The sequence below is a fragment of the Paenibacillus sp. B-A-8 genome (genome assembly GCF_048572915.1).
Classification (GTDB): domain Bacteria; phylum Bacillota; class Bacilli; order Paenibacillales; family Paenibacillaceae; genus Paenibacillus_AQ.
Map to the genome: position 1 here is coordinate 3,033,166 of NZ_CP183882.1, position 14,655 is coordinate 3,047,820.

General features: G+C 43.1%; 14 protein-coding genes. 10 read left to right on the top strand and 4 right to left on the bottom strand.

Annotated features, from left to right (window positions below):
* Window positions 1–18: 18 nt before the first annotated feature.
* Window positions 19–351 (bottom strand): ArsR/SmtB family transcription factor, encoded by a 333-nt coding sequence (locus tag ACN6MV_RS13170; protein WP_419886511.1) that lies wholly within the window; start codon window positions 349–351, stop codon window positions 19–21.
* Between the two features lie 332 nt (window positions 352–683).
* Between ACN6MV_RS13170 and ACN6MV_RS13175 the strand changes: the two genes are divergently transcribed.
* From ACN6MV_RS13175 to mnhG, 7 genes are all read left to right on the top strand, one after another.
* On the top strand, window positions 684–1,322 hold the full coding sequence (locus ACN6MV_RS13175) for a hypothetical protein (RefSeq protein WP_231574176.1): 639 nt from the start codon (window positions 684–686) through the stop codon (window positions 1,320–1,322).
* 125 nt (window positions 1,323–1,447) lie between these two features.
* Window positions 1,448–4,312, top strand: coding sequence for a Na+/H+ antiporter subunit A (locus ACN6MV_RS13180; RefSeq protein WP_042132136.1), 2,865 nt, complete (start codon window positions 1,448–1,450; stop codon window positions 4,310–4,312).
* Window positions 4,312–4,647 carry a Na(+)/H(+) antiporter subunit C gene (locus tag ACN6MV_RS13185; protein ID WP_076121569.1) on the top strand — a complete coding sequence of 112 codons (336 nt, stop codon included), beginning with the start codon at window positions 4,312–4,314 and terminating at the stop codon, window positions 4,645–4,647. Before ACN6MV_RS13180 ends, ACN6MV_RS13185 begins: the two co-directional genes overlap by 1 nt.
* Entirely contained in the window at window positions 4,644–6,122 is a 1,479-nt protein-coding gene (locus ACN6MV_RS13190; RefSeq protein ID WP_042127124.1) for a Na+/H+ antiporter subunit D, read from the top strand. The genes ACN6MV_RS13185 and ACN6MV_RS13190 overlap by 4 nt, the downstream gene beginning before the upstream one ends.
* Window positions 6,123–6,127: 5 nt before the next feature.
* Entirely contained in the window at window positions 6,128–6,601 is a 474-nt protein-coding gene (locus ACN6MV_RS13195; protein ID WP_042127126.1) for a Na+/H+ antiporter subunit E, read from the top strand.
* Window positions 6,601–6,894 carry a Na(+)/H(+) antiporter subunit F1 gene (locus ACN6MV_RS13200; protein WP_042127128.1) on the top strand — a complete coding sequence of 98 codons (294 nt, stop codon included), beginning with the start codon at window positions 6,601–6,603 and terminating at the stop codon, window positions 6,892–6,894. The genes ACN6MV_RS13195 and ACN6MV_RS13200 overlap by 1 nt, the downstream gene beginning before the upstream one ends.
* Entirely contained in the window at window positions 6,869–7,273 is a 405-nt protein-coding gene (gene mnhG / locus ACN6MV_RS13205; protein ID WP_042127130.1) for a monovalent cation/H(+) antiporter subunit G, read from the top strand. Before ACN6MV_RS13200 ends, mnhG begins: the two co-directional genes overlap by 26 nt.
* 114 nt (window positions 7,274–7,387) lie before the next feature.
* Here mnhG and ACN6MV_RS13210 read toward each other — a convergent pair whose 3' ends face one another.
* Both ACN6MV_RS13210 and ACN6MV_RS13215 read right to left on the bottom strand, forming a co-directional pair.
* Entirely contained in the window at window positions 7,388–7,765 is a 378-nt protein-coding gene (locus tag ACN6MV_RS13210; protein WP_042127133.1) for a PilZ domain-containing protein, read from the bottom strand.
* A 119-nt stretch (window positions 7,766–7,884) separates the two neighbouring features.
* Window positions 7,885–8,466, bottom strand: coding sequence for a TetR/AcrR family transcriptional regulator (locus ACN6MV_RS13215; protein ID WP_042127134.1), 582 nt, complete (start codon window positions 8,464–8,466; stop codon window positions 7,885–7,887).
* A gap of 326 nt (window positions 8,467–8,792) precedes the next feature.
* Between ACN6MV_RS13215 and ACN6MV_RS13220 the strand changes: the two genes are divergently transcribed.
* Window positions 8,793–9,956 (top strand): MFS transporter, encoded by a 1,164-nt coding sequence (locus ACN6MV_RS13220; RefSeq protein ID WP_419886751.1) that lies wholly within the window; start codon window positions 8,793–8,795, stop codon window positions 9,954–9,956.
* Window positions 9,957–10,136: 180 nt separating this feature from the next.
* Here ACN6MV_RS13220 and ACN6MV_RS13225 read toward each other — a convergent pair whose 3' ends face one another.
* Window positions 10,137–11,585, bottom strand: coding sequence for a 4-hydroxyphenylacetate 3-hydroxylase family protein (locus ACN6MV_RS13225; RefSeq protein WP_419886512.1), 1,449 nt, complete (start codon window positions 11,583–11,585; stop codon window positions 10,137–10,139).
* A 306-nt stretch (window positions 11,586–11,891) separates the two neighbouring features.
* Between ACN6MV_RS13225 and ACN6MV_RS13230 the strand changes: the two genes are divergently transcribed.
* Entirely contained in the window at window positions 11,892–12,269 is a 378-nt protein-coding gene (locus ACN6MV_RS13230; RefSeq protein ID WP_419886752.1) for a BlaI/MecI/CopY family transcriptional regulator, read from the top strand.
* Between the two features lie 5 nt (window positions 12,270–12,274).
* The gene (locus ACN6MV_RS13235; protein ID WP_419886513.1) at window positions 12,275–14,512 is read left to right on the top strand and encodes a M56 family metallopeptidase; all 2,238 of its coding nucleotides are present in this window, start codon (window positions 12,275–12,277) and stop codon (window positions 14,510–14,512) included.
* The last annotated feature ends 143 nt before the right edge of the window (window positions 14,513–14,655 follow it).

Genomic DNA, 14,655 nt, shown 5'->3' on the forward strand with positions numbered 1-14,655 from the left:
TGGATAGATCCTCCTCGATTATATTTCCTTATCTAATTTCTTGCTTTGTAGCTTCTGCAAGTAATCATCCAGTCGATCATAGCGTTCCTCCCACATATGGCGGTAGGATTCTAACCAAGTGTCTAATTCCATAAAAGGGTCTGGGCGGAGCTTGCAAATGCGCCGATTAGCAACAGCTTGAACTTCAATAAGTCCCGCTTCGCTGAGAACTCGCAAATGCTTGGATGCTTGAGGCTGCCGTAGCTGAAGACTATCCGCGATTTCTCCAACGGTTAAGGGATTGTCGCGTAATAGATCAACGATCTGCATACGATTAGGCTCAGCTAAAGCACTCATTACTTTAGTATTCATAAACAAGTATCACTTCGATTCATTGAATTCATCCGCCAATTTAATATACCATATGGAGAATATTCTCGTAAAGGAATAATTAAAAAATCTATATTTCTATAAGGGATTACGAAGTTTATGTTGTTAGAAATTTGAAATAATACAGTGAATGAGAACTTCAATAGAAGGGCATAGTACAAGCATTACGAAGAAATAAGTTCCATGACAACCATCAAACTTTACAATAAACATAGGAATAGATATAATTAAGTATAACTTATCAGGTTTTGAATTACGTAAGGGGCCTAACGCCAGTAGGCTCCTTTTGTTTTTCTTAGCCTTGTAACAGGAGGGTGAAGGTCATACACAATGAAAAAATCATGGTTTGTGTTCATTATGGTCCGCATGGGGAACGTTTAATCCGGCGTGGTGTCCAATTGTCTGAAATAATAGGGGCGCCATTGTTTGTATTAAATGTCGATAGTTCGGACATTGATGAATATAATCAGAGCAAAGAAATGTATATGACGGTCTGGAAACGTCTTGCCGATGAAGCTGGCGCAGAATTTATCATTCGGAAACGTGAAGGCCGGAAAACAACAGATATTATTGTAGAAGTTGCTGAAATGAATGAGGTTACACAGATCGTCATCGGACAATCTGCTCAAACTCGATGGCAGGAGCTTACCAAACGCAATTTCGTCAATGAACTCATTGGTAAAATGAAAATGATGGATCTGCACGTCGTGGCCGTTCAGCGGATGCGCGCCGGTCTGGAAGAAACCCATGAGGAAGGCGTTATCGCCTACCTGGTCAAAAATGGGGATGAGTATCAGCTCAGTGATGAACCCAAGGGAGAGTATTCGCTTAAAGGGAAGTTCTTTCACGAACTACACACCGAATTTGAGAACGGTTTATTCAGAATTGAGCAAGAAGATGGAAAGGCTAGATATTTGCATATTTGTGATGGCACATTAACCGATACTTTATAATCGGGAGTGCTCTTATCACATGAGGGCCTTTACTTTAGGCCCTTCCAATCATATGATCTTTGGCTTTTGGTAAAAAAGTAAGTACTAAAGTTCACAACTTGATAAGCTCAAGTGGAAAAGGAGGACTGCCTTTGCTGCATGTAATCATACTTGTTCCGTTTCTAATGGCCTTAGTAATCGCACTTTTGACCAAGAGGGCATCCAACCTTCATAGAGGATGGTTTGTTTTCCCCGGTTCGCTCGCATTGTTTATTTATTTTTTAACCCGGATTCCCGTTATTAAGGGTGGGGAATTGGGTTATGAAACGATTTCTTGGATTCCTTCACTAGGAATTGATTTGGTTTTCCATCTGGATGGATTAAGTTTACTGTTTGCTTTGTTAATCACTGGAATGGGTAGCCTTGTAATTATCTATTCAATTTTTTATCTGGACCGACGAAAAGAAGCGTTGACACCTTTTTATATTTATCTAATGTTGTTTATGGGTGCGATGCTTGGCGTTGTACTTTCGGATAACTTGATGGTGTTATACGGTTTTTGGGAATTAACAAGTGTTTCGTCATTTCTGTTAATTGCTTTTTGGCATCGGAGGCAAAAATCGCGGTATGGTGCTCTGAAATCAATGCTGATTACCGTATTCGGTGGTTTAGCGATGTTTGCCGGTTTTTTGATGCTGTATGTAATGACAGGCACCTTTAGTATTCGGGAAATTTGGAGTGAGGTTGGCGATATCAGTGGGCATGCGTTGTTTATTCCAGCGATGCTACTAATTCTGTTAGGCGCATTCACTAAATCAGCTCAGTTCCCGTTCCATATCTGGCTGCCGGATGCCATGGAGGCACCGACACCCGTTAGCGCGTATCTTCACTCGGCAACGATGGTTAAAGCCGGATTGTATCTTGTCGCCCGTTTCAGCCCTATTTTTGCGGGGCAATATGAGTGGTTCTGGATTGTGTCAGGCGTCGGTTTGATCACCTTGATTTATGGTTCTATCCAGGCGATGAAGCAGACGGACCTGAAGGCTCTATTAGCCTATTCAACAATTAGTCAACTTGGACTGATTATGGGATTGCTGGGAATGGGATCGGCAGCGGCATTTTATATAGGAGAAGAAGCTGTCTTTTATACTGCTGCAACAACAGCGGCTATCTTTCATCTTATTAACCATGCCATCTTTAAAGGCTCGTTGTTTATGATGGTCGGTATAGTTGACCATGAGACAGGTACCCGGGACCTGCGAAAGCTAGGCGGACTGATTTCCATTATGCCGGTTACCTTTACGATAGCGATGATCGGCAGTTTCTCCATGGCTGGTTTGCCGCCATTTTCGGGTTTTTTAAGTAAAGAGATGTTTTTTACAGCTGTCCTGAATATCCGTAACTTGGATATATTCTCTATTCCCTCGTTGTTTACGCTCTTCCCGGTTTTGGCCTGGATTGCCAGCGTCTTTACTTTTGCATACAGTATGATTTTGGTATTTCACACCTTTTTCGGAAAATATCAGCCTGAGAAGCTGGACAAAAAACCGCATGAAGCCCCATTTGGACTTCTGCTTGCCCCGTGCCTGCTTGCAGTGCTGTCTATATTTATCGGTTTTTTCCCGAATATATTATCTAAAACTCTTATTATCCCTGCAATGAATGCTATTCACCCCATCTTGCAGACCGGAGAGCCCTTTGTAGTGAATATCCATTTCTGGCACGGATTTACACCAGAAGTATGGATGACACTTGGCGTTGTGATTCTTGGTATTACTGTATACCGAATCTATGGCCGCTTAAGTCTGGTCGATAAAGAATGGGGCAGTGGCTACACTTTAAATCATGTCTATGACGGAGTAATCCGGCTGGTTGAGAAATTCTCTAGATGGGTGACTGGTTCTTACATGACTGGTTCCATGAGACATTATTTAATGTATATTTTTTCCTTCTTGATCGTAACGATTTGTGGAGTCGTATGGTATTCAGATGGAATCACACTAGGTACGACTGAGTATACTCCGTTTTCTTTGTTTGAAGTTATTGCTGTAATGGTTCTGCTTCTAGGTGCTTTGGCTATTCCATTTGTACGCTCCAGAATAACAGCCATTTTGTTAACAGGAATGGTTGGTTATATGGTTACTTTGCTCTTTGTTCTGTTCCGAGCTCCTGATCTGGCGCTTACGCAGATGATAGTTGAAGTGGTATCTGTTACCTTGTTCCTGCTATGTTTCCGGCATTTGCCTAGGTTGGAAAAAGAGAAGCTCAAACCTCGTGCGCACTTGCTTAAACTAATTATTTCCATCGGGATGGGCGTAACAATGACCTTGGTTGCACTTGCTGCTTTAGGTAGTAGTCCATTTGAATCCATTTCGAAATATTATGTGGAGAATAGCTATACTCTGGGTGGCGGTAAAAATATTGTTAATGTTCTGCTCGTTGATTTCCGCGGCTTTGATACCATGTTTGAAATAACAGTACTAGGCCTCGCCTCACTTGCTATTTATTCCATGATCAAGCTGCAGTTGGATGCAGATTCAGCTGCTGAACAACTGAAGAGAGCTGTTAAATATAATAAGCCGCGTTATTCTCGAAGTGATGATGTGTTGCTGCAATCAGTAGCTAAAGTAGCATTCGTTATCATTCTAATATTTTCGCTATATCTGTTTTTTGCCGGTCATAATAATCCGGGAGGCGGATTTATTGGAGCTTTGATGGCTTCTGCTGGTTTGGTACTACTCGCAATTACTTTTGGAATGGATATGGTTGAGAAGGTGCTGCCTATTAATTACCGTAAGTTAATCGCGATCGGGATTTCCATTGCTTTTCTTACCGGTGTAGGCTCATTTATATTCGACGTACCGTTTCTGAGCCAAACGTTTGGATATTTCCAATTGCCGCTTATGGGCAAAACAGAACTAACCACTGCAATGTTCTTTGATCTCGGTGTTTTTCTAGCTGTAATTGGTGTCACAATGAATATCATATTTACGATCGGGAGGGATAGCTAATGGAGCTTGTTGTTGCCTTGGCGATCGGCGTATTGTTTTCTGTAGGTGTTTATCTAGTCCTTTCCAAAAGCTTGCTGCGCATCCTACTGGGTACTAACTTAATTACCCATGGTGTTCATTTATTGCTGCTGACGATGTCGGGTCTCAAGACAGGTGCTCCACCATTGCTAGGTGAAAAAGCGGAGGCATATGTAGATCCGTTACCTCAAGCGCTTATTTTGACCTCCATTGTAATTAGTTTTGGAGTAACAGCATTCTTCATTGTTTTGGCATATCGGACTTACCGTTCGACGGGTACGGATGATGTGGAAGGCACCAAGGAGGAGAGACAATGAACAACTTGCTAGTGCTGCCTCTGCTGATTCCGGCCTTTACGGCAGTTATACTGATTTTTCTAAAAGAACGAGTGGATCTGCAACGTATTATCAGTGCGGTTAGTGTATTTATAAATATCTTGGTTGCTGGAATCATTGTGTACCAGGTAAGTACAAAAGGCATCCAGACCCTATATATGGGTGGATGGCTTCCGCCTTATGGCATTGTGTTTGTTGCTGATATGTTTGCAGCACTACTTGTGCTAATTGGTGCCATTGTTGGTGCGGCTTGTCTGTTTTTTTCCTTCGCGAGCATTGGGGAAGAAAGAGAACGGTTTTATTACTATCCGTTTTTCCATTTTCTATTAACTGGGGTGTTCGGCTCGTTTCTCACCGGAGATCTGTTTAACTTATTCGTTTGCTTTGAGGTGCTGTTAGTTGCCTCGTACGCACTAATTGTACTTGGTGGCTCCAAAGGTCAACTGAGAGAGACGTTAAAATATGTGTTAGTAAACGTAATTTCCTCTTCCTTGTTCGTAGCGACGCTTGCTTATTTATATGCCGCGACAGGAACACTGAATATGGCGCATCTATCTATGCGTGTAGCTGAGGCGGGACAAGGCGGAGTAATGAATGTCATTGCGGTCCTGCTGCTGATCGTATTTTCGATAAAGGCAGGGTTGCTGCTCTTTTTCTGGCTTCCGGACTCTTATAGCGCGCCACCTGTGGCTGTTAGGGCACTGTTTGGGGCATTGTTAACGAAAGTGGGATTGTATGCAATTACACGTACCTTTACATTGATTTTTGTTCAAGATCCGGGTCTCACCCATACACTGATTGCCTGGATGGCGGGAGCGACGATGATACTTGGTGCAATCGGTGCATTGGCTTACAATGATCTGAGCCGAATATTTAATTATAATATCATCATCAGTGTTGGATTTATCGCTTTTGGGATTTCTGTTGCGACTCAGGATTCGTTAAATGGTGTAGTGTTTTATTTAATGCATGACATGGTTGCTAAAGCATTATTATTCTTCCTGGGTGGGTTGATTATCTCAGCATCGGGCACCGACCGTTTAAAAGAAATGGGTGGTTTAATCCGACGTTATCCGTGGACCGGCTGGATGTTTTTTGTACTGACTTTGGCGTTGGTTGGTGTTCCACCACTTAGTGGTTTCGCTGGAAAAGTGATGATGGTACGTAGTGGATTTGGACAGAATCACGTAGTTCTGGCGCTTATTGCACTTGCATCCAGCTTTATCGTGTTATATTCCTTGATCAAGGTATTCCAGCAGGTATTTTGGGGTGGAGAGAAAAGGGAAGAACAAGTCAAACCGCTTCATTATAAAGCTATGATGGCACCGGCAGCTGTTCTGTTCGCGATTGTAATTCTGATGGGTGTAGGTGCTGAGACGGTAAACGGATATGTCAGTCAAGCCGGAGCTGTACTGGCTGATCCAGCATTATACATTAACGCTGTCATGAAGGAGTAGATACTATGGCTTTTCAACTATTATTGAATTTCATGATAGCATTCCTGTGGATGTTTCTGCACAATGACTGGACTGGACCGCGTTTCGTCATTGGTTTCCTGCTCGGTATACTCATTCTACTCGGAATGCGGCGCTTCTGGCCCAGGTTATATCTTGGTAAAGTGTGGGCGATTATTAAGCTAATCCTGTTGCTGCTGCGGGAGCTGGTCGTTTCTAGTTATGTAGTGGTAAAAGCCGTTCTAAGACCGGAGCTTAATATACGTCCAGCTATCCTCAAATATACTACAGAGCTGAAATCGGATTGGGAAGTGGCAACGTTAATCACGATGCTCTGCCTGACTCCCGGATCGGTAGTGCTTGAAGTTTCGGATGATAATCGGACTTTGTATATTCATGCTATGGATGTTGATGACCCTGCACAGTTCAGAGCCAATATCCGTGATACCTTTGAGCGTGCGATACAGGAGGTGACCCGCTAATGATCCATTTTATTCTTATGATATCCATTACGATCATGGCTCTAGCTATCGGCGTATGTGCTTGGCGTTTGGTGAAAGGACCTTCTTTACCTGACCGGGTGGCTGCACTGGATACGATCGGAATTAATCTGCTAGCCATGGTAGCCGTTTTATCTGTTTTTCTCGAAACGCAGGCCTTTATAGAAATTATTTTGTTGATTGGAATTCTTTCCTTTATCGGAACGACAGCCTTTGCTAGATATATCGAAAGGGGAGTGGTGCTAGAACATGGAAATGATCAAGACTGCAGGTGAGCTGCTGTTTGCCTTGTTAATTCTAATGGGGGCATTGCTTAGCGCCGTAAGTGCTATTGGTTTGATTCGGCTCCCTGATGTTTATCTAAGATCACATGCTGCCGCCAAAAGTGCGACTCTCGGTGTTTTATGTGTCTTGGTCGGGGCGTTTCTATATTTTGCATTATTTCAGGATCATATTAGTGCAAAGCTATTACTAGGGATTGTCTTCGTATTTATAACTGCACCTTTATCCGCCCACCTAACAGGCAGAGCGGCGTATCGTTCCGGTGTTCCTCATTGGGATCGAAGAATTCAGGATGATTTAAAAGAGGTGCTGGAGAAAGAGGAAGTTATACCAGCAACCCCTGAACAGGATATACCTCAAGAACAAAGGTAGAAGACCTAGGAATGAATCTTGATTTTCAATAACAACAGCAATAACTGTAACAAACCCGCGTTTGCACGCGGGTTTGTTTTTTTATTCATGGAGTATTATTCTTTTGTTAACATCTCAACGTACTGATATTTTACCCTCTCCAGCAAGCCTGCGCAGCACCCTCGGAAGACACTCAATATCTGCTTCAGGAATGTCTAATTGAATACCATAATGGAAACCGTCTTGCTGTTCTCTATTCCATTTCAAGATTCCCTCTAAGTAAATAGATTCATCTGTAAGATCCATTTCCATACCAATCCGAACCAGATTATTTTCTGGATTAATGTTGAGGGGTAACGATAGGTGGCAGCCTGTTCGACTGATGTTAAATAGTACAGCTCTTACAGGCTTAGAAGGAACCTGAATTCCGTTAATACTAAGAATATGAAGATCAAGGGTTACAGGTTCTTTAAGGGTATATCGAAAAGGTTCATTTCTGCGATTAGTGTTCATATGCTCCTCCATACTTTTCCATCTCATTTAAATTATCGACAGAAAAGCAGGATTTGTGAAGAGCTATTAAACATAATTACGTTTCGAAGTTACAGAATTGCCTACCTGATTATTTGATTTTATCGTAATAATGTAAGTATTTCTTTTACAGAATTATCTACAAATGATCTTTCAGGACGAGATTTCATGATTACAGTAAGTCCAATTAAGGATATGACTAGGGTCTGCGCTAAACTCTTTGCATTAATAGTGGGATCAAGCTCACCTGAGCGCAAACCTCGATCAATCGTTTCTTGAAATATTACCGAGAGATACATCTGGTGTTCTCTTGTTAGGACCTCGAATTTCTCATCATGGGGTGAAAGTTCAACCATCGAATTAATGCAAAAGCATCCCCAGTTCGGATTTTGCCCATATTCTTTTTCTACCATATTTTCAAAGAAGGCACGGAAAGCTTCTTTAACAGAAGAACTGTTTTGAAGTTTGTTCCGAATATAGGCTGCATGAGAACTTGTATATTTCCGCAACGCAGCTTCAAATAGTCCTTTTTTGTCTCCGAAGGTTGAGTAGATGCTTGGCCGCTGGATACCCATTCTTGATGTCAGGTCGCTCAAAGAGGTAGCTTCAAACCCTTTTTCCCAAAATACTTGCATAGCTGCATCCAATGCTTTTTCCTCATCAAATTCGCGTGGTCGAGCCATAGTAACTTCCTCTTTTCATATCGAACGGTATGATATGATTTTATGGTGTGAAAACCATTATGTCAATATGAAATGGAAGTATAAACAGTTAAGTTTTAATAAATTCTCTTGCCCTATAAAGTATCTATTGACAGTTATCTTTTTTTAGAGTTATATTTGGCAAACATAATTACGTACCGTTTAGTATGTAATTTGAAAATTTGATAAACGTTAATCAGGAGGCGTTATTTTTGGGGGAATCTGTTGAGGAATCGAAAGCTATTATAGCGGATCAAACAGTCAAAAAAGCTGAAAAAGTACAAGGAGGGTTTAGAGCGTCGGAACAAGTGCCTGTATCAATAATATCTCGTAATGTGGCACTTTTATTTTCTATTGCCTGCGGAATAGTAGTTGCTAACATATATTATGCGCAACCTTTACTGGACGCTATAGCGAACGAGTTTGGTATTTCTCATTCATTCGTTGGACTTGTTATTACAATCACTCAAATTTTTTATGCACTTGGACTGTTATTACTAGTGCCACTGGGTGATCTATTAAATCGGCGTTGGCTGATCGCAGGACAGATGCTCCTATCCGTATTGGCTTTAATTGTCGTTGGTACTGCCACCAGCAGTATAGTGTTATTCATAGGTATAGCAGCGGTTGGGTTTCTTGCCGTAGTGACACAGACGCTCGTTGCATTCGCGGCAACTTTGGCTGCTCCAGCTGAACGTGGGCGTGTCGTTGGTGTTGTGACAAGTGGAATCGTAATTGGTATTCTACTGGCGCGAACTTTCGCTGGCATATTAATGGATTTAGCAGGTTGGCGTTCTGTCTACCTTGTTTCCGCGGTATTAACACTAATCATGGCATGTGTATTGTTTCGGGTGCTGCCACATTATGAGCACAAAAGAGAATCATTATCTTACCTACAGTTGATTCGTTCAATGTTCACGTTGTTTGCTCAGGAACGAACTTTTAGAATCCGTGCTGTACTAGGCATGATGATTTTTACAGCTTTCAGTATATTATGGACGTCTCTAGTATTACCTCTCAGCGCCCCACCGTTTTCCCTTTCACATACAGCGATTGGAGCGTTTGGTCTCGCAGGTGTTGCAGGCGCTTTAGCAGCAGCGCGAGCAGGTCGTCTCGCCGATCAGGGTTTAGGGCAGAAGACTACCGGTGTAGCCTTGATTCTTTTGCTCATATCATGGTTGCCCATAAGTTATGTTCAACATTCGCTTCTTGCATTAATCGTTGGTATTATCCTTCTTGATCTTGCAGTACAAGCCGTACATGTCACCAATCAGAGCATGATTCTTACTTTGCGGCCTGAGGCACGCAGTAGGCTTACTGCCGGCTATATGATTTTCTATTCCATTGGCAGCGCCACTGGGTCGATTGCATCAACCAGTATCTATGTTTACTTTGGCTGGAACGGAGTGAGTTTGTTAGGTGCAATTGTGAGTGCTTTGGCTCTTCTATTTTGGTCATTAACAAAGGAGTAACCCGTAGGGATGAATAGTAACGCCGATCTCGCGAAGGTAGTTGGGAAGACTTGGTGTATTAATAGGTACAATTTCTAAGCTTAACGCTCCAGCCAAGGCTATAGTGGTTCATATCGCCTGGCTGTGGAGCATTCGAAAAGGGCAATTCAACATGAAGAATAAACACAAGCTCAATTAGATCTATTGATGAATGAATTCGTGAATAATTTGACGGAAGTATTCGTGATTATCATAGCTGTTGTACATACGCCAGGCCATTGTTTCTGAATTTCCGAAAAATAACCGCTCAAACTGGGCTTGACGACCGCCGAATGCACCCGCTCCTAGTTCCCAAGCGAGCCGGAATAAGGCATTTCGATACCATGCATCCGAGACATTACCCTTCAAATACTGATGGAGATACGAACCGGCATTTGAAGTGAAGTCGGATTCTGAGGTGATCATGATGAGACCGCTTGAACTGAGATTTTGAACCATCTCAATCATCTTTGGATAAAGCTCTGAAAAGTGAATGGTTGAAGCCAGTAGTGGGCCTTTATCAGGTACGAGATATCCAAAACGATCATGGGATGCCCCTAATTCAGAAGCAAGTCTTAATGCTTTGAATGTTTCTAGAAATGTTATTATTCTGGAAATCGGCAGGAGAGTGTAGGGCTCGAGGACAGCATTTTGTTCTTCTGCCAAAGATTCTAGCACACCGAGAAAGAACTCAGTTTTAGCAATATAGCGGGTAACGATTTGGTGGGCCATATGCGTATGAAAGTGACTCTCGCTAAACAATCGGGCGCAGTAAACCTCATCGCCGTAATAAAATATTCGATCATGAGGGATAAGCACGCGGTCAAATATAACAAGCGTATCCATTTCTTCATATCTTGAACTTAACGGATGGTCGTAGGTAGATGTGGCTGCGTAACTTTCACGGCAAACAAAAGTCATCCCAGGTAAATCATTAGGCACTGCAAAGGCAAACGCAAAGGGATTATCATCATCCACAAGAGATGGTGAAGGAGTGGGGAATACAAGCATTTCATCGCATGTAGCCCCTTGTGTTGCCATCATAAAAGCACCGGTTACAACCATCCCTTCATCATTGATTTCTACAACTTTAGCTGCAATAGAATCCTCAGTAGCATCAATTTGACCGGATATTTTACTCGCTTGAGGCTGGATGAAGGCATGGGATAATGTAATGTCATGATCTCGGCAGTAGGCATAGTATTTCCTTAGGTTCTCAGCGTATTTCGGATTAAGATCCTCAAGGATATCGGCAGCAGTGAACAGAGACATGATCGCCGTGTTCATATAATCTGGGGAACGTCCTAAAAAACCGTGATGTCTGCTCGACCAGAGTTCAATCATTTTTCTTCGACGTTCTAAATCTTCAACACTTTTGGGCGGGAGAAAAGATAGACCAACAAGCTCTCCAGTATCAGGCGAAGGGTAGGTCATCTGTGCTAAATAACGTTCGTCACACTGCATGTTGTACATTTCGGCTTGTGTTTGTATGAGGCCTTGAAATGCAGGATGTTTGGATAAGGGCCCTTCTATACGCGTTCCTTTGTACCAGATATTGATATTTTGCCGATCGATTCGTTCGATGTATTGATTACCATTTTTAATAGGCACACGTTCCACCTCTTTGGAGAGCTGTATTAATATTTTTAATGTACGTAATCATAATTCTTCTTGTACATTGTCCATACACCGAGTCAGTGAAGGGGCCAACCTTAATTTAAACTATAAAAAGAGGATAATCACAATTATTTCCCCTAATATTATGCTCTGCACTATGGATCAAGCGAATCGCAGCTGTTCGAACGGGAAGTGTTCCTCTCGTGACTTTTAGGGTTGACATAAACGAGACTTACTTGTATATTTTTTACATTGGATTACAAGTGTAGTCATAGGGTAGAAAGAAAGGCGGATAGGATGATGTCTGCGGAAATTCCAAAAATCTCGGATGCCGAGTGGGAAGTAATGAAGGTGCTGTGGACTGGAGCCCCGCGCACAGCAGGAGAGATTGTTGAAGCTTTGGAGGGCAGCCGGGACTGGAACCCCAAAACGGTGCGGACGTTGATAAAGCGTCTGACGGAGAAAGGGGCTATCGGTTACAACCAGACAGGAAGGGTGTATTCGTATTATCCGCTGGTGCGGGAAGAGGAATGTGTCCAATCGGAAACACAATCTTTTCTGAAGCGTATTTACGGTGGAACGCTGCGTCCGATGCTAGTCAACTTTTTACAGGATGAGAAGCTATCCCGAGAAGATATTGAAGAATTGAAGAGAATTTTGGATGAGCGAAAGGACTGAGTCGCTTGCTGGAAGCTGCATACAATCTGTTCGTTAAGATATTGTCACTATCCGCTATGGCGAGCGTCCTGGTGTTGCTGATCCTGGTAACCCGTTTCTTGTTCAAGAATCGATTGAAACCGACCTGGACGTATCTTCTGTGGATACCGCTGATCGTGAGGTTAGCCGTCCCTTGGACACCGGAAAGTGCATTCAGCATTTTTAATTTGTTGCCGCTGGAGACAGAATCAGCTCAGACTTTCTATAATCCTTCTGTGCAGACGAATGTAGGTGATTTACCTGTGTCCGGGATGAATACTCAAGAGGTGGACTCAACCACGGTCGCTGAAAAAACAGGAACAGGAACTTCAAAGCAAGCTGAGAAATCGGAGAGTATGACACCGGTGACTCCGGAAATCTATGCTCCTTCTGAGACATCCAATGCAGGCTGGACGTCGATACATTTGCTGGTTCTGATATGGCTAAGCGGAGCAATGGTAATGATAAGTCTGTCGGTTCGTGAGCAGCTGCGATTCACGGCACGGGTTCGAGAGGAACCTGAGATCCGTTCCGCAGATATCCTGCGGTTGTTCGAAATGTGCCAACGAGAGATGACGGTAAGGCGCTCAGTGAAGCTGGTTGAGACGAAACAGATTGCTGTACCCACACTACTTGGTGTTATGCGCCCCAAGCTGCTGCTGCCGACAGCCATGTTGAACACGCTGGAGGCAAATGAGCTGCGTCATATATTTCTGCATGAGCTGGCGCATGTGAAACGTCGTGATATTTCGCTGAATCTGCTGACAGGACTGCTGCTGGCCCTGCATTGGTTCAATCCGTTGCTTTGGTATGCCGTTAGCCAAATGAAACGGGATCAAGAGGTCGCCTGTGATGCGCTGGCTTTAAAGCATCTTGCATCGGAGCACCACAAAGACTACGCACGGACTCTTCTTAAACTATTGGAAACATTGACCGATCCCATCCGAGTGGCTGGTGCAGCCGGCATTTCAAGTAGCAAAAAGGAAATGAAAAGAAGGATAACCATGATCACCAGGCATAAAAAGATCACAGCACAAAATACTGTGTTGGGGTTAGCAGTAATTATGGTCTTAAGTGGTTGTACCTTGACTGGGGCAAAGCTGAGTTCTACATCAGCCCCGGAGAAGAGTGTTGTTATCCCGTCAGCTTCTCAGGCTAAAGATACAACTGCAATCGATCCCAAAGGAACGCTATTAGCGGAGAAGAACGGAATTACTGTAACTGCAAAGCCCACGGCTGAGCATGCACTTTTGCATGAAGTCACGGTAGATGTACGCGGTGAAGTTAACCGAACGTTTTTGTGGAATGCCGGTGAAGATGAAACACGGCCTCCTTCCATTGAAGAAGCCGATCTTAACGGGGATGGTACTAAAGAAATCTTTATTCGTATTACTACTGGCACTGGAACAGGGCTCTCAATGAGTGAGATTCATGTACTCCAGCCTGTCACTCTGGAAGAGCTTGTGGTAGAGGACCCGGTCGAGACACTAAATCGGAGGCTGAAATCTTCCATTACACACCGGAATAACCACACCTACGTATCCGCTGAACTAGACGGAAAGCATTTGACTAAAGTGTATGATTACACTGAGGGGGCTTGGGGCGAAAAGATTGGATTTGGTGCCGTAGTTTCGTATGAGCTGGAAGGGGACCGTATTGTAGCCCGTTTGGCAGGTGCAGCATCGATCTCTGAGTTTCCGCTTGAAGTTATTGTCGTTTACGGCAAGGAACTGACCATTGAAAGTGTACAGATGTACTATGGCTCGTTTATTTCTCCTCCGCTCAGTGAACAGGATATTAAGTCCTTGTTGGAAAAAAAGCTTCCAGCTAGCGGCTGGACCTTTGGTAAAAAAGGCGATCAATACACGATTAATTTTATGGATCCACCGAATGGCGTAGGGGAAGGCCTTAGCTATAAAATTAATCCGCTTACCGGTACGGTTCATGATACAACTTCTGGCAGTCCAGTGAGAAGCCTTGTGAATCGAGAAGCGATAGATCTGTGGGACATATCTAACGGTACGGAATACAAAAAGGAGCTGTATAAGTTACTTCATCCAATCTTTGATACAGAAGGCTTCGAGCCAATAGATGACGATTGGATTTCCGGCTTTATTGGAGATGGTTATTTGTTCAGTAATGTTAGGCAAGGCGGCAGGGAGTTCACGATAAAAGTGGATGTCTTCACCGGTCAATGGGAAGAAATTGATGACCCGTATAAATAGTTATGTCGATGTCGAAGAACCTTGTAACAATAAAGAAAGCCCGTGCACAGCGCGGGCTTTCTTTATTGTTACTGACTTAAAGCGAATGCTTTCCACTCACACCAAATCCAGTCTCTGCTACTGTCGTATTTATTTTCAGCAAT